Origin of the sequence: Glycomyces sp. NPDC048151 (assembly GCF_043202775.1) — a bacterium.
Taxonomy (GTDB): domain Bacteria; phylum Actinomycetota; class Actinomycetes; order Mycobacteriales; family Micromonosporaceae; genus Glycomyces.
This window is the reverse complement of record NZ_JBIDBB010000004.1, coordinates 307,218-324,908: the sequence shown is the minus strand read 5'-3', so window position 1 is coordinate 324,908 and position 17,691 is coordinate 307,218. Positions and strand designations below refer to the sequence as shown.

The following is a 17,691-nucleotide window of genomic DNA, read 5'->3' as shown; positions in this document are numbered from 1 at the left end:
AGGCTTCGGAGTGAATTCCTCGTATCATCCCATGTCTCAATTCGGATACGTCCATGTCCGCCGCATGGCGGCGGGGCGCCCGGTCAGGCGCCCCGCCGAACGTCCCTTATGGCTCAGGCCGCGGTGAGGCGGTACAGCTTCCCCTGACCGCCGCCGCCCAGCGGCGAGGTCATCAGGTACACCTCCCCGGCCGCGTCCACGTCGATGGACCACAGCTGCCCCTGCAGGGGCGCGGTAGCCGGGAACTCGACCGGGATCGCCTCGTGCTCCCAGCGCCCATCGGAAGCGACCTCGGCGGCGATGAGCGCCCCGTCCCAGTCCGCGGCGATGACCTTGCCCTGGAACTGCGGCAGGGCCTCGCCCCGGTAGACGACCGCGCCCGCGCAGATCGTCCCGGTCTCCCACGAGTACTCGACTACGGGAGCGGTGAACGGGTCGGCGCAGGGCTCCAGCGGCTCCGTAGCGCCGTCCTCGTAGCAGAAGGGCTCCCCGGCGGTGTCGTTCGGATAGCCGAAGTTCGCGCCCGGGGCGGCGAGGTTGACCTCGGAGTACTTGTCCGTGAACATCGGCTCCGGGATGAGCAGGCCGACCTCCGGGTCGAAGTGGACGCGCCACGGGTTGCGGTGGCCCATGGTGTAGACCTCGGGAGCGCCCTCGGCGCCGTCCGCAAACGGGTTGTCCGCGGGGATGCCGTAGGGCTCGGCGCCGTCCACGTCGATGCGGATCACCTTGCCGTGCAGGTCGAACGGGTCCTGCGCCTGCTGCGAGCCGGTGGGCGCGCCGAGACCGAGGAGCAGCATCCCGTCGGCGTCGAAGGCCATGTGGCCGCCGATGTGGTCGTCGATCCCGTGGTGGCGCAGCAGCACCCGCTCGGAGCCGCGGTCGAGCGACGCTCCGTCCGCGGCGAGAGCGAACTCCGAGAGGACGCCGGTCCGGGTGGCGCGCTCGGCGTCCTCGTCCGCAGGAGCGGTGTAGTAGACGAAGAAGCGGCCGTTCTCGGCGAAGTCCGGGTGCGGGGCGAACCCGGAGAGCCCCAGCTCAGGACCTTCAAGGGGGCCGCGCACAGCGTCGTAGAGGTCCAGGAACGAGCCGGGCTGGAGCTGGCCGTCCGCGATCACGTAGATGAATCCGATCTGGTCCGAGAGCAGGAGTCGCCCGTCGCCGAGGTCGTGCAGGTCGCCGGGGAACTGGAGGCCGTCCGTCACGAGCTCGATGACCGGCTCCGGGCCGGGCTCGGCGGGCGTCTCGGCGGTGCAGGCGGTCAGGGCGAGCATGCTCGCGGCAACTGGAAGGGCGGATCGTCGCACAGTGGCTCCTCAGCAGGGGTTCGAAGCGGACGCTCCCAAGGGGTCCAACCGAGCGCCGATCCATTGTGCAGCAGCAGACAGGGGACGAACCGCGAGAAAGCGGCCCGTCCCCTGTCCCGATCCGTCCGGGTCAGCCCCGGTAGCGGGGCGTGTAGTAGTCCGGCACCTCGACGTCGCCGAAGTCCATGTCCGAGCCCATGTAGAAGCCCGTGTACTGCGGCTGGTTGTAGGTGGTCTGCTGATTGGCCACGCCGACCCGGTACTGCGGGTCGTGCATGAGCGTGAACAGCTTGTGGTCGGTCACCTCGGTCGAGAGGAACACGCGGATCGCGGTCGAGTCCTCGGTGCGCACCAAAAGCTCCTCGCGCCAGTCGCCGAACACGTCGGCCACGAGGCCGGGGTTGCCCTTCGTGTAGTTGTTCGTGAGCGTCCCGGCCGCGTCGAGGACGACGCCGTCCTGGAAGTCGCGCACGGTGGTGTACTCCTTCGTGGCCGCGTCCGCGCCGTGCACGAGCTGGGTCGTGAGGTCGGCGTCCCACCGGATGCTCATGTTCGTGCCCGGCGTGACCCCCTCGATCGGCTCACCCGTGGCGGTGAACAGGCCCTCGGGGTTGCCCGCCTGGTCCGGCGGGAGCGAGGCCCAGGCCTCGAAACCGGGGATGGACGGGTCGACGTCGCCGACCATGCCGCGCCCGGTGTCGCGGCCGGAGTAGCCGCCCCACAGGACCTCGCCGGTCTCGGCGTCGCGCATCGCATAGCCGTACGGCGCCCACGCGCCGCCCTCGAAGACCGAGAAGATCTCCAGGCCCTCGCGGGCCGGGTCGAAGTCGCCCACGTGGAGCGCGTCGCCGTGGCCGAGCTTCGCGAGCGTGCCCGGGTTGTTGGCCTGCGGCGGCATGACGTCGTACGAGGAGTACAGCAGCGAGCCGTCGTCGTCGAGCGTCGCCGCCCCGTAGACGATCTCCTGCTTGCCGTCGCCGTCCACGTCGGCCGCGCTCAGCGAGTGGTCGCCCTGCGTGGTCAGCGTGCCCCATTCGGGGTCGGGGCCTTCGACGCCGTGCGGCGAGGCGTTGAACGGGTTCGCCATGGGGGCGTGCCCGGAGTCGGCCTGCCAGCGCTGGGTCAGTTCCTCGCCGTCCCAGTCGATCGCGGTGATCGTGGTCCGCGTGTAGTAGCCGCGGGCGAAGATCGCCGTCGGGTGCTCGCCGTCGAGGTAGGCGACGCCCGAGAGGAAGCGGTCGACGCGGTTGCCCGGCTCGATGCGGGCCATCGCGTAGTCGCCCCATTCGAGGCCGTCGTCGCCGCGCTGGACCGGGAAGTCGACGGTGTCCATCTCGAGGCCGGTGCGGCCGTTGAAGACCGTCAGGTACTCCGGTCCTGAGAGGACGAATCCGGCGAAGTTCCGGAGCTGGTTCCGGGTGGAGCGGGCGGGCGCGTAGACGTCGATGAAGTAGTCGGCGAGCGTCTCGGCGTCCGCCTGCGAGAGCGGGTAGGCGAAGTCGAACTGCGCGTCGGCGCCGAGCGCCGCTTCGATCGTCGCGGGCCAGTCACCCTTGACGACCTCGGGGTGCTGGTCCCAGCCCTTGAAGATCTCCACGAGGTGGTCGTAGTACCCGGCGGCGGAGAGGCGGTAGTCGTCCTCGTGGGTGACGCCCGCTTCGACGTCGTCCTCGGGAAGCGTGATGTACCGCTCCTCGTCCTCCACATACGAGACCGTCTTGGTGCCGGGTGCGGTCTTGAGCATGACCTCCGAGATGCCGTCACCGTCGAAGTCGTAGACGTCGAACTGCGTGTAGTGCGCGCCGGCCCTGATGTTCACCCCGGGCTCGATGCGCCAGAGCAGCTCGCCCTCCTGGGTGTAGGCGTCGATGTAGACGGGGCCGGTGTAGCCGACCTGCGAGACGTCCTTGGAGTTCGAGGGGTCCCACTTGACGACGTACTCGTAGTCGCCGTCGCCGTCGAGGTCGCCGGGGCTGATGTCGTTGGCGCGGTAGGTGTACGCCTCGCCCGCGGGGGTGACCCCGTCGGCGGGCTTCTGCATCGGGATGTCGAGGTACTCCTGGGACCAGGGCGTGACCTCGTCGGAGATGTCGGTCGGCCAGCCCCGTTCGAGCGCGACGACGCGGTACTCGGAGTCGGCGTCGCCCTTGGTGTCGAGGAAGTTGGTCGAGTCGGTGACGGTGGCGATCTTGCGGCCGTCGCGGTAGACGCGGAAGACCGCGCCGGTCAGACCTGAATCGTTATAACCGCTCACCTCGTCGGCGAGCAGCCGCCAGCTCAGGAAGACGCCGTCGCCGGTCACGGCCGCGACGAGGCCGCGGTCGAGCCGTTCGAGCTGGATGTCGTCGCGGTGGCCGCCGCCGTGCGACTGCGCCGAGGCGGTGACTCCGGCCCCGGCCAGCGCGCCGACCATCGACACCGCCACGACCTTGCGAAACATACTGGGAGGACTCATGGAAGGGGCTCCTCGAGAACGCTCGAGGCCTGCGAGAACACGTCGGAGTCGCGGAGGGGACGCGCGCAGACCTCAATTGAAACGATTTAACGCATCGAAGACTATCGACCCCTCACTCCCTTGTCAAGCGCTTCCCAAACCCGCCGCCCTGTGACCGCCGGTACGCCCAACCCCCCAGACGACGCCCGCGCAGCGCACTCCGGTACAGTTCTACCTCGTCCCGGTCGATTAGCTCAGCGGGAGAGCACTCGCTTCACACGCGAGGGGTCACTGGTTCGATCCCAGTATCGACCACCAGCAGAAAGAAGGCCCGGCGGATATCCGCCGGGCCTTCTTTGTCGCCAAATCCGGGGCCATTGCCGGTGTTATTCGGCCTTCCGGAACTCCTCCGCGAACACGCCGTCGAGTAGGTCGACGCCCTTAGTGATGACCGGCCGGAGCTGGTGCCGGTAGACCGTGCGCGTGGTCGAGGTCTTCTTGTGGCCCACCAGGTCAGCGATGAGTTCGTCGCTCGCGCCTTGGTCGGACATCCACGAGACGAACGTGTGCCGCAGCTCCCGGGGCGTCCAGTCCCCCTCAATCGTCTCGCCGAGCTTGTCGTTCGCCACGATGTCCTGGAAGTAGCGCGCCACATTGCGGGCGTCCTTCACCGTGTCGTTGCGAGTGCCAAAGACGTAGACGATGTTCTCGTATTCGTGCCCGTTGCGCTTGCGCGACTCGAATTGCCTTGCCGCGTAATCGGTGAGGATCGCGACGACGTACGCCGGCAACGCGATGGTGCGGCGACTCTTCTCGGTCTTGGTGTCGCCCTTCTTGCGGACCGAGCGCCACACTTCGACGTGCGGCGGCAGGTCCTCCCTGTGGACCCTCCGGCAGGAGCAGCGCTCGCCCTTGACCGGGTTGAGGTGCGTGTGCTCCCACTTCAGCGGCCGGGCCTCCTCTGTGCGAACACCGGTGAACATCGAAAGCGCGACGTAGGCGTAGATCCAGGGCTCCCGGCTCTCTCGACATCTGCGCACCAGCTCCTTGCCCTGGTCGAGCGTCATGGCCTTGCTCGGGCGGCCGTCTTTCGCTGTCGGCGCTTCGACCAGGTCGGCGACGTTGCGTGCGACCTTGTTGCGCCGCTGCGCGAACCGGATGACGCGTCGCAGCGTCCCGAGGATGCGCCCGAGGTAGCTCGTGGAGACTTCGGTCTTCTTGGCGGCCAGGAAGTCGTCCACGTCGTCGGCACTGAGCCGCTTCAGCTTCGCCCTGCCCAGGCCCGGAATGATGTGCTTGTTGATGTGGATCGCGATGCCCTTGACGGTCTCCTCGTCCTGGCGCGGAAGTCCGCGCGCCAGGAAGTCCCGGCAGGCTTGGGCAACGGTGTACTTGTCGCCCAGCTCGATCCCGTTGGCGTGGTCGTCCTTGAGCTCCTTGAAGCCGTTCCGCACCTCGGTCTTGGTGCGGCCTCGGACCTTCGGCCGGATGCGGCTGCCATCCGGCCTGAAGCCGAGTGAGATCTCACCGATGAAGCAGTTCTCGGCGTCGCTCCAATAGATGGTGCCTTCGCCGTGGCTGGCCTTCTTGCGGCGTGCTGGCGTGTCGCTCACGGCTAGTTCTCCTCGGTGCCTTCGGTGATGAGCAGGGTGCGGTACTCGTTGAGCCATTCGGCGGGGATGCGGCGGGACCTCCCGACCTTGATCGAGCGGAGGCGGCAGCGCCGAAGGTCTTCGTAGATGCGGGAGCGTCCGATGCGGAGGACTCGTCCGGCCTCCTCAGGGGTGTACAGCGGCTGGACCTCGTCGGTGGTGCTGGTGTTGGCGTGTGTCATGCTGGGTTCACAACCTTTCTTTTCGGGCCTCGGCGGACTTCCAACTCGCGCCGGGGCCTGTTTCGTTCTTCGGGCTGAACCCTTTTGAACCCTTTCGGATATAGGTCTTGACCTGCGTCTATACCGGTAAAGGGTTCAAAGGGTTCAAAGTTTCAAGGGGTTCAAAACAACTCGTCGGCGGTGGTGTTCTCGACCGCTGTCCACCGACCGCGGGCCTTCTGGAACAACCAGCCCTTCTCCGAGCCGCGCTTGAGTGTGGTCTTGACCGATTCGGGCTTAATCCCGGTCCCAGCCGCGATGGCGGCGGGGCCGGACTCGGGGTTGTCGAGCAGCCAGTCGTAGACAGTGGTGAGGTTGTCGGATTCGGTGAGCTTGCGCGGATCGCCATCGAGCAGTCGCCAGGCGCCGCGTGCGGGGTCGAACGCGAAGGCGTGCTCGACCTCTTCGACATCGCGGCCGGTGATGTGCAGCAGCCCGTCGGCCTTGCCGCGCCCCCTCTTGAGCACGAGCGTGGCGTCAGCGGCGCCCGCGATGCCGTTCGTCCCGGACACCTCGGAGAGGAAGTCGTCCGACCCGGCCTTGCGGACGTGGTGGACGACGAGGAAGGCGACGGCGTGCTTGTCGGCCAGGCGCTTGATCGCGCCGATCGCCGCGTAGTCGGCGTCGTAGGCGTTGGAACCGTGCGCGGCGGCGGGCCGGATCTTGGCGAACACGTCGACCACGACCAGGCGCGCGGTCGGGTGGGCGGTGAGCCAGCCGTCGATCATCTCGGCGCCGCCGTTGTCCAGGCGCGGGCACTCGGTGACGATCGTCAACTGTTCGGGCGCGCGGTTCCCGGCGAGCAGGGTCCGCATCCGCGACTGGAGGCGGCGCGCAGTGTCCTCCAGTGCGAGGTAGAGGACCGGCCCGGCGTTCACCGGGATCGACCCGAACGCGACGCCCCCGGCGGCGATGTCGAGGCCGAGCCCGAGGCTTGCCCAGGACTTGCCGACCTTGGGCGGGCCGCAGAACAGGTTGACGCCCTCGCAGATCATGCCGGGCACGGCCCACTTCGGTTCGGGGAACTCGGCGTCCATGAGGTCGGTCGCGGACCAGGCCACGCGCCGCTTCGGCGGCGCGAACACGCCCAGGTCGGTGTCCTCGGGCGGCGGTGGCGTGTGCTCGTGGTCAAACATGCTGTCTCCCTTCGGGTTCGGTGTGGCTAGTCGAGATCGAGGGTGCGGGGGTTGCGGGCGCCTGCGGTGAGGCCGGAGGCGATGGTGCGTGCGGTTTCGAGGTCTTCCAGGCCAGCGGTGCGGGCGGCGAGCGTGAGTGGTTCGGTCGCTTCGGCATCGGTGAGGTAACCGGAGGCGGCGAGCTGCCCGAGAGCCACTGCGGCGCAGTAGAGGCGGTGGTTCCGCCCGCCTGTGGCGGTGGAGGCGACGGCGGTGGTCTCGCGCTCGATCGCAGACGCGAGGTATGCCGCGAGGCGGGCTGTGCGCCGCTTGGAGCGCGCCAGCTGGGCCGCAGCAGGCACCGCCGCGCCAGGGGCGTGTGCGGGTCGCGGGGCGGGCGTGAGCCGCTGCGCGAGCCAAGCCGGGAGCGGCAAGGGGTCGTGCTTGTGGATCGCGGTGTAGGCGCCGGCGTCGGTGCGCGAGCCGGGCGCGACGACGTAGCCGCCGTGGGCGCGGGTGTCGACCAGGTAGGCGAGCGTCGAGGCCGTGTTGCGCAGCGGCGCAACGCCCTCGGGGTGGTCGAAGTAGAGGTGCCAGCCGCCCGAGGGGGTGGCGACGGTGAAGGTCTCCCCCAGGCCGCTCGCCCCGTCCGCCTCGGCAGCGAGAGCGTCGTAGCCGACCGCGCCGGTGTAGATCGACCCGTCGTCGTTGAAGCGCTCCTGCCCGCCCTTGGGCCGGTCGAGGTCGACCACCACCAAACCGGCGGGGCCGGTCGCGAGGCCGATATTCCAATCGGCCTTGCCCCAGCATGCGCGGATGCGGTCGGGGTCGGTGGTGGCGCGGGCCTCCCAGTTCGTGATCGCGGGCCGCTTGCCGCCCTTGAGGAGCGGGAAGACCGGCCAGCCGCGACGCGCGCAGGCGAGGGCTGCGGCGAGCAGATCGTTCGCGGGCGCCGCGTCCTCGGCGGGCGAGCAGGGCGGGGTGGGCTGGCCTTCGTAGTTGTTGGTGTAGCTGCCGTCGGGCAGGTGCCACTCGGTGAACCAGCGGCGCTCGTAGGGGTGCGGGCGCTTCTGCGCGGTGGTGCCGCACGTGGTGCAGGTGGCGTTGTGGCGGTCGCGGTGTTCCCAGGTGTGTCGCATCGGTTGCTCCTTCGTTGAAGGCCCGGCCCCGAGGGGCCGGGCCGTGGTGGCTAGTAGTCGTCGGCGAGGCCAGCGGCGCGCAGGCAGTCGTAGCAATCGCCGTCGACGCAGCACTCGTAGTCGTCGCCGCAGACGCAGGCGTAGGGCCCGCCGCGGCCGTACTCACCGCCGCAGTCGTGGCAGTAGGCGCAGGGGCTCTTGCCGCACTCGCGGCAGGGCTCGGGCGTCGTGTCGTCGTTCTCGGGCATCGCTGGTACTCCTTGCGTGCGTGGTTGGCGGGTACGGTTGCGGCTCACCCGGGTCGCCTGCCCCCTATGGGGGGTCGGTTTGCGGCTCACGATGAGCCGTAAACCGGATTCCCAGGCATGAATCGGGCGCGCTTCGGCCGCAGCGTGAGCCGCAGCCCAGGGCCGTGAGCCGAAAACTGGGCCGATAAATCGGACTATCGGGTATTAATCTCTTCGGTTGAGCCGAAAGGATCGGCTGGTGAGCCGCTGCTACTCGCGCAGGTTGGCGAGGGTTTGCGACAGGTGGAAGGTCGCTGCGGCTTGGGCGATCGCCGCCCAAGCGGTCGACTCGGTCTCCTCCCCTAGCTCGGCGTGGTCCTTGGCGCGGCCAAGCGCGACGGTCACGAGCTCGTCGAGGGTGTAGCCCTCCAGCGGGTTGTGGTCGATCTGGTAGCGGTCGCCGGGCTTCTTCTTCACCGTGGTGTCCCTTCGGGTTGTGGTGCGGTTCAGGCCGAGACGAGCTGGTCGTCGGCCAGGTAGTAGCGGGTGGCGCGGCCTGAGCCCTCACGGCGGACGCGGGGGCTCTGGCCGGTCTGGAGGGCGCCCAGGACGCGCTTGGCGGTCGAGGTGGACAGGGAGGCGGTGCGCTCGATGTCGGCGCGCGAGAGGCCCTTCGCGGCGGCCTGAACGAGCGCGGCCAGGACGGCGGCCTGGCGCTCGTCGTCGCCGTCGACCGGGTCGGCGCCGGTGATGATCCCGGCCCCGGCGGGCATCTGGTCGTCCTCGATCGCGTCGGCGAGCAGGGCGGCGGCGTCCATGCCGCGCTCATCGGTCGCCAGCGGCGCGGCAGGCGCGAGAGCGGCCGGGTGCTGTCCGGCGACGGCGACGGCCGTCTCGGCGGTGTTGGTGCCGCAGAGGGCGTTGCCCCAGCCGAGCGTGCCGACTTCGACGTGGTGGAGGTGGGGGCGGTGACCGATGTAGTCAGCGACAGCGCGGTTCCATTCGGCCTCGTCGGCGATCTGGGAGTCCATGTCGTAAGACATGGTCTTGACCGGGTCGCCTCCGTCGAGATCACCCAGCAGGTTCATGCCGACCTTCGGCAGTCCCGCCTCCAGGTAGTTGACGTCAAGGCCCTGCCAGATGTCGCCGCCGTCGGCGAGTTTCTTGAGCTGGTGGACGACGTAGGTGCCCATCTGGCTCGTGAAGTCGGGGCGGATCATCTGGAGCTTGGCGGTCTGCGACATCGGCACGAGCACGATCCCGGCCTGGCGGACGAACTGGCCCAGCCCGATGAGCAGGTCCCAGATCCGCTCGGCCTGGTCGGCGTTCTTCGCGCCGATCGCCAGCATGGTGTTGGCGAGCTCGTCGAGGAAGTAGACGACAGCCGGGGAGGTCGGCGAGGGCACCCAGTTGCGGGCCCGCTTGCCCTCGGCGGTGTGGACTTCGCCGCGCGCCAGGCGAGCGCACCGGTCCGAGGCAAGGTTGTACAGCCCGACCAGGTCGGCCTCCAGCTCGTCAGCGGTCCGGGCGATCCGGTGCAGCACAGGGGCGAACGGCAGGCCCAGGTTTCCGGCCTTGGGGATGTCGCAGACTCCGACGACGGCGTCCTTGCAGGCGATGAGGGACAGCAGGGCGGCCGTGGCGGTGTTGGTCTTGCCCATGCCGGACTTGCCCAGCAGCATCACACAGCGGGCGTCCTGGGAGGCGTTGTACAGCTTCATGACCGCTTCGGCGGCCGACCCCAGGACGGACCCGGTCGGCAGGCCGTTGAGGACCGAGCGCTTGCCGGGCTCCCAGGTCCCGCCTGCGGCGCGGTTGGTGGCCTTGAGGGCTGGGTGTACCTTCTCGGCGATCTGGTCGGGCGACTTGGCGAGGTGGACGATCTTGACCGACCGCGAGGAGCCCTTCTCGACCCGGCGGACCACGACGCGGTCGAGGTTGGTCTTGAGCATGTGGGCGACGTCCTCGGCCTTGATCTGGTCGGGCCGGTCCTCGTCGCCCAGGTAGAGCCGCCACTCACGCGACCCGTCGGGGAGGATGCGCGTGGAGGTGATCCGGGTGCCGGCCGAGATCCCGAGTTTGGCAAGGACGGTCTCCATGCGCCGCTCGGCGCGCTTGACGGCCTTGTGGCCCTGGTAGGCCTGCCCGTTCCACCACCACGTACCGAGGACGAGCCCGGCGACGCCGACGACCATGTACGCCTCGATGTAGGCCCCGGCAAGGATAAGGACGACCGAGGCTGCGGTGGTGAACAGCAGGAAGGCGACGCCGGGGGCGCGTGCGGGCCGCTGGAGCGTTCCGACCCACCCGTCCGCCCAGATGAACAGCACGATGCCGATCGCGCTCGTCCAGGCCCACGCCCAGGGGCCGTAGAGCCATGCGAAGAGGCTGGAGCCGCCCGCGAAGACCATCGCCGCGCCGATGCACAGGACCGGCAGGAGTCCCCGCCAGTGGTGCACGGTGAACTCGGTGGCCTTGACCGCGCCGCGCCCGGTCTGCATGACCACGTGGCCGACGTGCTTGGCATTGGTGTTGGAGCCCATGGGAATCGTCCTCTCAAGGGTGGTGCTGGAGCGGCGAGTGCCGCCGCTCCAGCAGGCGGTGCTAGGCGGCGCGGCCCAGCGGGATGGTCAGGATGGTGGCGGTGCCGGTGGCCTCCTGGGCCATCTGCGCGCGGTACAGGCTCGTCAGGGACCGGCGGGCGGCCCCGAACGCAGCGGAGGTACCGACCGCTGAGTCGGCGCCCGAGGCGACCTTGACGCGCACGCGCCGGTCGACTGCGAAGGCGCTTAGGCGTTCGGCGAGGGCCGTGGCGGCCTCACCGACCACGGCCCACCCGGCCTGGCTCACCTTGACGACCTCGAGAATCGAGGTCGCTTCCTCGTCGACGCGCGGCTCGAACGCCATGTAGTAGGCGGCGAGCTTGGTCGCGAGCGGGACCAGGCCGGTGGTCTCTTCGCCGCCTGCGATGGCGGGCAGGGCGTTGACGACACCGACGCTGGACTCTTCTTGCATGATGCGGTCGCCGTAGATGGTCTCGACCAGGCGGCGAGCCTGGCGCATCCGCTCGCTGATCGTCTCGGCGTCTTCGACGGCCTGGTAGAGGTGGTGGACGACGCGCGAGTGCATGCCGCAGGCGAAGACGACATCGGCGAACATGTCGACCCCGCCCGCCAGGCGCCCGAACGCCTGGTGGGCGTCGGTGAGCAGGTTGAGCGTCGAGGTCGCTTCCTTGTCGCGGGCGGGCGTGAAGTACTCCAGCTCGGCGGCGAGGGCGACGAACAGCTTGCCCATGGGCGTGGAGCCGAGCATCTGCTTTCCGGTCTGCATGAGCGGTCCCTTCATGTGAGCGGGTCGGGCGGCGCCGTTGGGGATCAACGTGACGACGTTGCCGCCGTAGCTGACCTGCGCGGTGCCGCCGGTTCCCTTGTCGGCGTTGGTGATGACGGTGACGCTCTCGCGAGCGGCCTTGAGGGTCTTGGTCTTGGTGGTCTTGCCCAGCAGGTGCCGCCCGCCCTTCCAGGCGGCCTTGCCGGTGACCTTGGGGAGGTTCCACACCAGGCCCTTGGTGCCCCAGGCGAGCAGGAACGTCGTTGGGTGGTGGGTGAACCAGTTCTGCAGGCTCTGCTTTTGCTTGCGCGCGACCTTGTAGCCGGTCTCGGACCAAAACCCGGTCCACAGCCCCTTCTTCGGCATGCGCTTCTCCAATCGGTGGCGGCGGGGACCGGGCGAGCAGCAGGCCCGGCCCCCGCCAGAGGTGGGCTATTCGGTCGCCTCGATCGAGGCGTACTGGTCACGGGCGCACCGGGCGCGCGCCTTGGCGATGCCGATCGTGCGGCGGATGGACTCGGCGCTTTTGGGGTCGATCGGGCGGCCGGTGCCGGGGTCGATCGTGCGGTTGCGGACGGCTTCGGCGAGGTCGGCGAGGACTTCGGCGTCCGACCTGGACTCACCCGCGTCACCCGTGCTGACCTGCGACGGTCCAGGCGCGGTCCAGTCTGAGTCCACCTGGACTCGGTTCCCGGCGGCCACCCGGAACGCCTGCGGCGCTACGTCCGTGATCGGCTCGGCGGAGGCGGCGGTGAGGGCCTGGCGGGTGTGGCCGATCAAGCGCGGCACCAGGTTCGCGGAGATCGCGAGCCCGGCCGGGACGATCGCCCACACGAACGCGGCAGGGGTGAGCCCGTCGACGGCGATGTGCAGGCCGACGTTGAGCACCAGGGCCACGAAGACCAGGCACCGCTCCAGTCGGCGGTACGGGTTGGCGTCGCCTTCGCCAACCGCGCCGAGGATCTGCGCGATCAAGATCGCCACAACCGGCAGCGTCAGTAGCGGCTCCACCATCCAGTTGATGAGCTGCGTGCCCGGGGAGAGCACGTCGAGGCTCACGCCGACGTTGACCGCGCCGAGCCCGGCGGCCAGGAACGCCGGCAGCGTCGCGATCCACGGCACCCACCGCTCGGCGGCGGCAAGGCGCACGACGCGGGTGGTCGGGTCGAGAGCGCGGTCGCGGCGCTCCAGGGCCGCTGCGGCGCGGTTCTCACGGCGGCGGCGCGCCTCGGCCATGCGCGCCTCGTGCTCGGCCTGGCGGCGGGCGCCCTCGGCCGCCAGCTGCGCCCGCAGCTTCGCCACCCCCGCGCCCAGCTCCCGCTCGACCGAGCGCTGTCCGGCAGCCTGCGCGATGATGTCGCGCGCCTCGGGCTCGGAGATCGCCCCGGCCAGGGCCTGGATGTCGGCCGCCGAGACGGCCGCAGCGCGGCGCATCGCCGCGCGCGCCGCCTCAGGGTTGGGCCGGGCCAACTCGCCAGTGTTGCGGCCCTTGGCATCCACCACGGACGGCCACAGGTACGAGTCGGCCTCGGGGTCCACATCGGCCTCGGACTCGTCCACGGCGGCGGGCGCCGGGACGTCCGCAGGGGCGGGGTTCGGTTCGATGCCGGAGGCGGCCAGGACCGCGGCCTCGATCGCCGCCCACTCGTTCCCAGGCTCGTCGGGCCCGATCAGGTTGGTGCTCATGACAGGTCTCCGTTCTCGCCCACGAGGTAGGCGGCAAGGGGTTCGATCTCCTCGGCGATGCCCAGACGCATGGCGACGGTGTCCATGCGGAAGACGGCGCGCTCGTGGGCGCCGCGGGCGGACTCGGCAAGGGCGATCCCGGTTTCCTCGATCAGTTCGAGGAGCTGGTCATCGGTCAAGGCGGCGTAGGCCGGGAAGCGAGCGGCAATGGTCTCCATCAGGCCGCCTCCGTCCACGCCTCGGCCCGCTCGGCGGCGGGGGTGTTGTGGCAGTCGGTGCACTCGCCGAAGCGGCGCGGGATGTAGTAGCCGAACTCGCGCCCGCAGGTGGGACAGATGCACTGCGCCACATGCGCTTTCAGCAGCGCGGCCAACTGCGCGTCCGTCGCCGGGCGCTTCGGACGGGCCAAGTCGGTGCGGTAGAGGTAGGCGCAGCGGACGCGGGAGCCGCGCCGCCACAGGATCTGCGCCGCGATCGGCTGGCGACCCGGTGTCTTGCCCTCAGCCGCGAGCTGGCGGCGCGTGGCAAGGCCCTTGGGGGCGTGGCGGAAGTTGAACGTCGGCAACCCGCCGTGCCGCTCGCCCTCCGGGTCATCGAACTCGACTCGATACACCGGCTGTACCTCCCTTCGATCTGATCTGGCTTGGCTCATCAGCGGGCCGGGAGCCACCCGGCACCGGACGCAGGCTGCGCCTGCGTTTCGCCTCAGCTGCGGAGCTTCGCCCACAGCCCGGCCGACTGCTCGGCCTCGATCACGGCCGCATTGAGCCGCAGGAACTCGTCGTCTTCCGCACCGCCCTCGGGCGTGTAGGCGTTGAGGCGGTCACGCGCCTCCGTGTACCGGCGGTCCGCCTCGCGGCGCTCCTGGCGGGTCATGTGCTTGCGTCCGTTGCTCATCCGCGTCTCCTCGATTCGTTCGGCTTGGCTCATCAGCGCCGGGGAAGCCATCCACCGGCGGACCACGGACCCGAAGGCCCGGGTTTCGCCTCACGCAGCGGTCGCGAGCACGGTCTTGTTGGTCTCGGGCTCGACGCAGTCGCGGTAGGAGTAGAGGGCGTCGTGGCGGGCCATGTACTCGCTGGGGATCGCGACGGCCTGGTAGTAGACGGGCTCGTAGCGGCCCCCACGGCGCACGTACTGGTGATCGCCGTCCTGCGGCGCGCCGCCAAAAGTTCCGGTGATCGCGATGCCGGCCGCGGCACTGATCGAGGCCAGCTCGGCAAGTTCGGCCTCGTCGCTCTCGCCGTGGACGCTGTAGCGGACCTCGATGTTGTCGAAGGGGATGTCGGGGTTGGACTCCAACCAGGCGATCAGGTCGCGGGCCTGCTCCAGGGCCTCGGCGCGTTCCTCGGGGCTCATCGGTCCTCCTTGGGTGGGTGTGGCTTGGCTCGTCAGCGGGTCAGGTGCCACCTGGTCCCGGACCACGGCCCGAAGGCCGGGTTTCGCCTAGACGCTTGCGGGTGCTTCGGTCGTTTCCAGCTCGTGGAAGGACAGGACGATGCAGTCCCAGCCGGGGTTCTGCTCCTTGAGCAGGGTGATGAGGCCGTTGAACGCCTCAGCGGTCATCGGGCTGTTCTGGGAAAGGGTCAGGGAGGAGAACCCGAACCCACCACCGTTCTGGCTGACGCGGGCGTAGGAGACGAAGAAGTTGCGCTGCATGGGCTTCCTGCTTTCGGTTCGGCTTGGCTCATCAGCGGGGAGGGAGCCGCCCTCACCCGGACCACAGGCCCAGGGGCCTGGGTTTCGCCCTCAAGCGGCCTGCGGGACCAGCCCGGCAGTGAACGCCTCGCGGCGGGAGGCCTGGCGGCGGGCGCGAGTGCGGGCGGCGAGCGTGACGACGCGGGCCGGGCTGAACGAGCGAGCTCCGGAGACCTGGCCGAGGAGACGCGGGTCCAGCGGCGATCCCAGGGCGTCAACCACGGTCACCGTGCGGGAGAGCAGGTATCGGGCGTGACAGAGACCGACCTGGCGGCGCTGCATGAGCGCAAGCTTCGCGGCCTGCCACTCGGCCACGGTCAGCTCGACCGCCTTGCCGGCCACCGCGCGCTCAACCGCGACCTCATCGACCAGGTCCGGGTCCGCCTCGCACACCTCCGGAAGCCCCGCCTCGGCAGCGGCTTCCTTGTCAGCGATCAGCGCCGTCTCCCAGCACTCCGGGCACGCCACGTCCTCCCAGGACGGCGTGTGGTCATGCAGCGAGCGGCAGAGACGCGCCGCCACCGACGCCACCGGGTTCGAGCCGTTGAATTCCATGCGTGCCTCCATGTAGTAAATCTGGCCTAGGCCAGATCTGGCTTAAGCCAGTTATAGCATGGATGATTCGGCCTGCGCAAGTATCTGGCCCAAGCCAGTTGAGATACACTGATTAACGAGGTGAAACGGATGACCAACCAGACCTCCGGCCCCGAAGCGACCGGACCCGAAGAGCCCACGAAGCTCGCGCCACGGCACCGGATGGCGAACGAGCTCCGGGACGACATCATCAACGGCGTCTACGAGCCTGGCCAGAAGCTGCCGTCGCAGAGGGAGCTGGTGAAGCGGTACGACGTCGCCCGCAACACGGCGGCCGAGGCGGTCAAGATCCTTATCGCCGAGGGCCTGATCGACAACCGGGACCGAGCCCGCCCAACAGTCCGGGGACCTCGGCGGCTGCTCAGGCTCGGCGCCGAGCGCTACTCGAACCAGCTTCGAGAGGAGACCGGGAAGTCGCCGTTCCGCGCCGAGGTTGAGAAACAAGGGAAGACCCCGAGGGTCAACTGCCCCTCCATCACGAAGATCCGGCCGCCTGCTGACATCGCGAGCCGACTCGGTCTCACCCCCGAGAACGACTTCGTCGTTCGCAGAGAGAACTGGTACTACGCCGATGAGGAGCCAGTCCAGATCGGCATCACCTACATCCCTTGGGAGATCGCGGAGGGAACCGTGCTCGCCGACTCGCCCAACATGGGCAAGGGCAGCCTGTACGGCCGCTTCGAGGACCGAGGGCACCGCATCACCGCGATCCGGGAGGAGATCTCATCCCGGATGCCGACTCCCGAGGAGACCAAGGGCCTGAAGATCCCCGCCGGAGTTCCGGTCATCGACGTGGTTCACACCGGGATCGACCAGGATGACCAGCCGTTTGAGGTCACCCACTTCACGATGAGAGCCGACATCAACGGACTCGACTACCGCATTCGGATCGAGGACTAGTGGCAAGTCGCTACTCGGGGGCCCTGCGGGTAGCCGCCTTGGCGGCCCTGTGGGGCTCCGGCTTTCTCTGGATCAAGATCGGCCTTGGCGGGTTCTCACCGATCCAGATCACAGGACTGAGGATGGCACTTGGAGCCGCAGCACTCGTTGCGATCCTGCGGTTGCAGGGTCTCGGACTGCCCTCAGACCGGAACACCTGGGGTCATCTGCTGATAGCCGCCCTCTTCGGCAACACAATCCCGTACCTGCTGTTCGGTATCGGAGAGCAGACCGTGTCATCGGCCGCAGCCGGGGTCATCAACGCTTCAACTCCCCTATGGACCGTTTTGTTCACCGTGCTGGCGTATCGAAGCGGGAGGTCCGCCCGGCTGAACGCGTGGAGCCTTGTCCTGGGTTCCGTCGGCGTGGTGCTCATCTTCTCGCCGTGGAATCTTGGGGCCGACATTGCAAGTTGGGGCGGCCTCGCGTGTCTTGCTGCGGCGGCGTCCTACGGCGTCAGCTACGTGTACATTGGGCACTTCCTCGTAAAGCGCGATCTCGGTGTGTTGCGAATGGCCGCAGGGCAACTCATCTGCGCCACCGCGCTGAGTTTCGCTCTCATCCCGATTCTCGGTTGGCCTGTCCCCCGGTGGGAGGTCGGTCCCGTCGTCGCCGTGCTCATCCTCGGTGTCCTCGGCACCGGCCTTGCGTACCTGCTGAACTACCGAATCATCACCGACGACGGACCGACCGCCGCGTCCGTCGTCGTTTACCTGCTTCCCGTCGTCTCCGTGCTTCTCGGCGCTCTCGTTCTCGGTGAACGACTTGAGCTCCAAGTCCTCATAGGTATGGCCGTTGTCCTGCTCGCCGCTGCGCTCCGGAAGAGCGATGAGAAGCCGCCCGTGGCAAGCTCACCGCGAGGTCAGGGCGAAGCTGAAACAGGAGGGCAAATAAGCCCGTGAGCTGGGAAAACGCAACCCGCTGAGAGCCACGTAGAGCGACTTTCAGCGGGTTTCCCTATGTGGGTATACCCCCCAATTCCCCTGGGGGGCAAGAAAAGAGGGTTCAACCCCCTTCCCTCTTGTAGAACCTCAACAAGAGAGAGGGGGGGTTCTGTTGTACGCCCAATCTTGAAACTTTGAACCCCTTGAACCCTTTACCGATATATGACCAGGTCAGAGCCTTGTCGCGAAAGGGTTCAAAAGGGTTCAGGCTTCCGAACGCCCCCATCGAGACTCCCCGTGTTTCAGCCCCTCCCAGAAACCAAGCTGGGGCCAATTCCGGGGCCATAGGTCGCGCACCGCTCTGGACTTCAGCGGACGCTACGGGACACGTAGGTGCAGGTCAGATATGAACCATGTGCCGACAACGTGGACCGATTCAGGGCTGGAATGGATTCACACGCGAGG

The 17,691-nt window shown here is 68.7% G+C and carries 19 protein-coding genes, 1 tRNA gene and 1 other RNA gene; 3 read left to right on the top strand and 18 right to left on the bottom strand.

Going from position 1 to position 17,691, the window contains the following annotated elements; translation table 11 throughout:
• Positions 1 to 113: 113 nt before the first annotated feature.
• Together ACGGCP_RS11350 and ACGGCP_RS11345 are read right to left on the bottom strand one after the other, a co-directional pair.
• Positions 114 to 1,307: a PQQ-dependent sugar dehydrogenase gene (locus ACGGCP_RS11350; RefSeq protein ID WP_392964359.1), complete on the bottom strand. Its 1,194-nt coding sequence runs from the start codon at positions 1,305 to 1,307 to the stop codon at positions 114 to 116.
• A 130-nt stretch (positions 1,308 to 1,437) separates the two neighbouring features.
• Positions 1,438 to 3,762: a rhamnogalacturonan lyase gene (locus tag ACGGCP_RS11345; RefSeq protein ID WP_392964357.1), complete on the bottom strand. Its 2,325-nt coding sequence runs from the start codon at positions 3,760 to 3,762 to the stop codon at positions 1,438 to 1,440.
• Positions 3,763 to 3,984: 222 nt separating this feature from the next.
• On the opposite strand from ACGGCP_RS11345, the gene ACGGCP_RS11340 reads away from it, so the two are divergent.
• Positions 3,985 to 4,059 (top strand) — tRNA-Val (locus tag ACGGCP_RS11340).
• A gap of 68 nt (positions 4,060 to 4,127) precedes the next feature.
• Here the strand turns inward: ACGGCP_RS11340 and xerC are convergent.
• From xerC to ACGGCP_RS11260, 16 genes are all read right to left on the bottom strand, one after another.
• Entirely contained in the window at positions 4,128 to 5,354 is a 1,227-nt protein-coding gene (xerC, locus tag ACGGCP_RS11335) for a tyrosine recombinase XerC (RefSeq protein WP_392964355.1), read from the bottom strand.
• A 2-nt stretch (positions 5,355 to 5,356) separates the two neighbouring features.
• Complete coding sequence (locus tag ACGGCP_RS11330; RefSeq protein ID WP_392964353.1) at positions 5,357 to 5,575, bottom strand: excisionase family DNA-binding protein; 219 nt, start codon at positions 5,573 to 5,575, stop codon at positions 5,357 to 5,359.
• Between the two features lie 161 nt (positions 5,576 to 5,736).
• Positions 5,737 to 6,750, bottom strand: coding sequence for an AAA family ATPase (locus ACGGCP_RS11325; RefSeq protein ID WP_392964350.1), 1,014 nt, complete (start codon positions 6,748 to 6,750; stop codon positions 5,737 to 5,739).
• Between the two features lie 26 nt (positions 6,751 to 6,776).
• Positions 6,777 to 7,868, bottom strand: coding sequence for a bifunctional DNA primase/polymerase (locus tag ACGGCP_RS11320; protein WP_392964348.1), 1,092 nt, complete (start codon positions 7,866 to 7,868; stop codon positions 6,777 to 6,779).
• 50 nt (positions 7,869 to 7,918) lie between these two features.
• On the bottom strand, positions 7,919 to 8,116 hold the full coding sequence (locus ACGGCP_RS11315; RefSeq protein ID WP_392964345.1) for a hypothetical protein: 198 nt from the start codon (positions 8,114 to 8,116) through the stop codon (positions 7,919 to 7,921).
• Between the two features lie 249 nt (positions 8,117 to 8,365).
• The gene (locus tag ACGGCP_RS11310) at positions 8,366 to 8,572 is read right to left on the bottom strand and encodes a hypothetical protein (RefSeq protein WP_392964342.1); all 207 of its coding nucleotides are present in this window, start codon (positions 8,570 to 8,572) and stop codon (positions 8,366 to 8,368) included.
• A gap of 29 nt (positions 8,573 to 8,601) precedes the next feature.
• Positions 8,602 to 10,638: a hypothetical protein gene (locus tag ACGGCP_RS11305; RefSeq protein ID WP_392964340.1), complete on the bottom strand. Its 2,037-nt coding sequence runs from the start codon at positions 10,636 to 10,638 to the stop codon at positions 8,602 to 8,604.
• A 61-nt stretch (positions 10,639 to 10,699) separates the two neighbouring features.
• Positions 10,700 to 11,791, bottom strand: coding sequence for a hypothetical protein (locus tag ACGGCP_RS11300; RefSeq protein ID WP_392964337.1), 1,092 nt, complete (start codon positions 11,789 to 11,791; stop codon positions 10,700 to 10,702).
• 66 nt (positions 11,792 to 11,857) lie between these two features.
• A complete protein-coding gene (locus ACGGCP_RS11295) occupies positions 11,858 to 13,111 on the bottom strand; it encodes a hypothetical protein (protein WP_392964334.1) in 1,254 nt (417 codons plus the stop codon).
• A complete protein-coding gene (locus ACGGCP_RS11290; RefSeq protein WP_392964331.1) occupies positions 13,108 to 13,329 on the bottom strand; it encodes a hypothetical protein in 222 nt (73 codons plus the stop codon). The genes ACGGCP_RS11295 and ACGGCP_RS11290 overlap by 4 nt, the downstream gene beginning before the upstream one ends.
• Positions 13,329 to 13,763, bottom strand: a complete 435-nt coding sequence (locus tag ACGGCP_RS11285) for an RRQRL motif-containing zinc-binding protein (protein WP_392964328.1) — start codon at positions 13,761 to 13,763, stop codon at positions 13,329 to 13,331. The genes ACGGCP_RS11290 and ACGGCP_RS11285 overlap by 1 nt, the downstream gene beginning before the upstream one ends.
• Positions 13,764 to 13,816: 53 nt before the next feature.
• The gene (locus tag ACGGCP_RS11280; RefSeq protein WP_392964326.1) at positions 13,817 to 14,008 is read right to left on the bottom strand and encodes a hypothetical protein; all 192 of its coding nucleotides are present in this window, start codon (positions 14,006 to 14,008) and stop codon (positions 13,817 to 13,819) included.
• Positions 14,009 to 14,025: 17 nt separating this feature from the next.
• Positions 14,026 to 14,099: hammerhead ribozyme type II (locus ACGGCP_RS11275), an RNA gene on the bottom strand.
• Positions 14,099 to 14,470: a hypothetical protein gene (locus tag ACGGCP_RS11270; protein ID WP_392964323.1), complete on the bottom strand. Its 372-nt coding sequence runs from the start codon at positions 14,468 to 14,470 to the stop codon at positions 14,099 to 14,101. Before ACGGCP_RS11270 ends, ACGGCP_RS11275 begins: the two co-directional genes overlap by 1 nt.
• Before the next feature lie 87 nt (positions 14,471 to 14,557).
• A complete protein-coding gene (locus tag ACGGCP_RS11265) occupies positions 14,558 to 14,770 on the bottom strand; it encodes a hypothetical protein (protein ID WP_392964321.1) in 213 nt (70 codons plus the stop codon).
• 90 nt (positions 14,771 to 14,860) lie between these two features.
• A complete protein-coding gene (locus ACGGCP_RS11260; RefSeq protein WP_392964318.1) occupies positions 14,861 to 15,364 on the bottom strand; it encodes a hypothetical protein in 504 nt (167 codons plus the stop codon).
• Positions 15,365 to 15,565: 201 nt separating this feature from the next.
• On the opposite strand from ACGGCP_RS11260, the gene ACGGCP_RS11255 reads away from it, so the two are divergent.
• Both ACGGCP_RS11255 and ACGGCP_RS11250 read left to right on the top strand, forming a co-directional pair.
• Entirely contained in the window at positions 15,566 to 16,303 is a 738-nt protein-coding gene (locus tag ACGGCP_RS11255) for a GntR family transcriptional regulator (RefSeq protein ID WP_392964316.1), read from the top strand.
• Positions 16,303 to 17,244, top strand: a complete 942-nt coding sequence (locus tag ACGGCP_RS11250) for a DMT family transporter (RefSeq protein ID WP_392964314.1) — start codon at positions 16,303 to 16,305, stop codon at positions 17,242 to 17,244. The genes ACGGCP_RS11255 and ACGGCP_RS11250 overlap by 1 nt, the downstream gene beginning before the upstream one ends.
• Positions 17,245 to 17,691 lie beyond the last annotated feature (447 nt).

Bases quoted from the DNA above. Each gene is read 5' to 3' on its own strand.
- ACGGCP_RS11325 (WP_392964350.1), bottom strand. From the start codon at position 6,750: ATGTTTGACCACGAGCACACGCCACCGCCGCCCGAGGACACCGACCTG.
- ACGGCP_RS11330 (WP_392964353.1), bottom strand. From the start codon at position 5,575: ATGACACACGCCAACACCAGCACCACCGACGAGGTCCAGCCGCTGTAC.
- ACGGCP_RS11260 (WP_392964318.1), bottom strand. From the start codon at position 15,364: ATGGAATTCAACGGCTCGAACCCGGTGGCGTCGGTGGCGGCGCGTCTC.
- ACGGCP_RS11305 (WP_392964340.1), bottom strand. From the start codon at position 10,638: ATGGGCTCCAACACCAATGCCAAGCACGTCGGCCACGTGGTCATGCAG.
- ACGGCP_RS11345 (WP_392964357.1), bottom strand. From the start codon at position 3,762: ATGAGTCCTCCCAGTATGTTTCGCAAGGTCGTGGCGGTGTCGATGGTC.
- ACGGCP_RS11285 (WP_392964328.1), bottom strand. From the start codon at position 13,763: ATGAGCCAAGCCAGATCAGATCGAAGGGAGGTACAGCCGGTGTATCGA.
- ACGGCP_RS11315 (WP_392964345.1), bottom strand. From the start codon at position 8,116: ATGCCCGAGAACGACGACACGACGCCCGAGCCCTGCCGCGAGTGCGGC.
- ACGGCP_RS11270 (WP_392964323.1), bottom strand. From the start codon at position 14,470: ATGAGCCCCGAGGAACGCGCCGAGGCCCTGGAGCAGGCCCGCGACCTG.
- ACGGCP_RS11300 (WP_392964337.1), bottom strand. From the start codon at position 11,791: ATGCCGAAGAAGGGGCTGTGGACCGGGTTTTGGTCCGAGACCGGCTAC.
- ACGGCP_RS11290 (WP_392964331.1), bottom strand. From the start codon at position 13,329: ATGGAGACCATTGCCGCTCGCTTCCCGGCCTACGCCGCCTTGACCGAT.
- ACGGCP_RS11255 (WP_392964316.1), top strand. From the start codon at position 15,566: ATGGCGAACGAGCTCCGGGACGACATCATCAACGGCGTCTACGAGCCT.
- ACGGCP_RS11265 (WP_392964321.1), bottom strand. From the start codon at position 14,770: ATGCAGCGCAACTTCTTCGTCTCCTACGCCCGCGTCAGCCAGAACGGT.
- ACGGCP_RS11295 (WP_392964334.1), bottom strand. From the start codon at position 13,111: ATGAGCACCAACCTGATCGGGCCCGACGAGCCTGGGAACGAGTGGGCG.
- ACGGCP_RS11320 (WP_392964348.1), bottom strand. From the start codon at position 7,868: ATGCGACACACCTGGGAACACCGCGACCGCCACAACGCCACCTGCACC.
- ACGGCP_RS11280 (WP_392964326.1), bottom strand. From the start codon at position 14,008: ATGAGCAACGGACGCAAGCACATGACCCGCCAGGAGCGCCGCGAGGCG.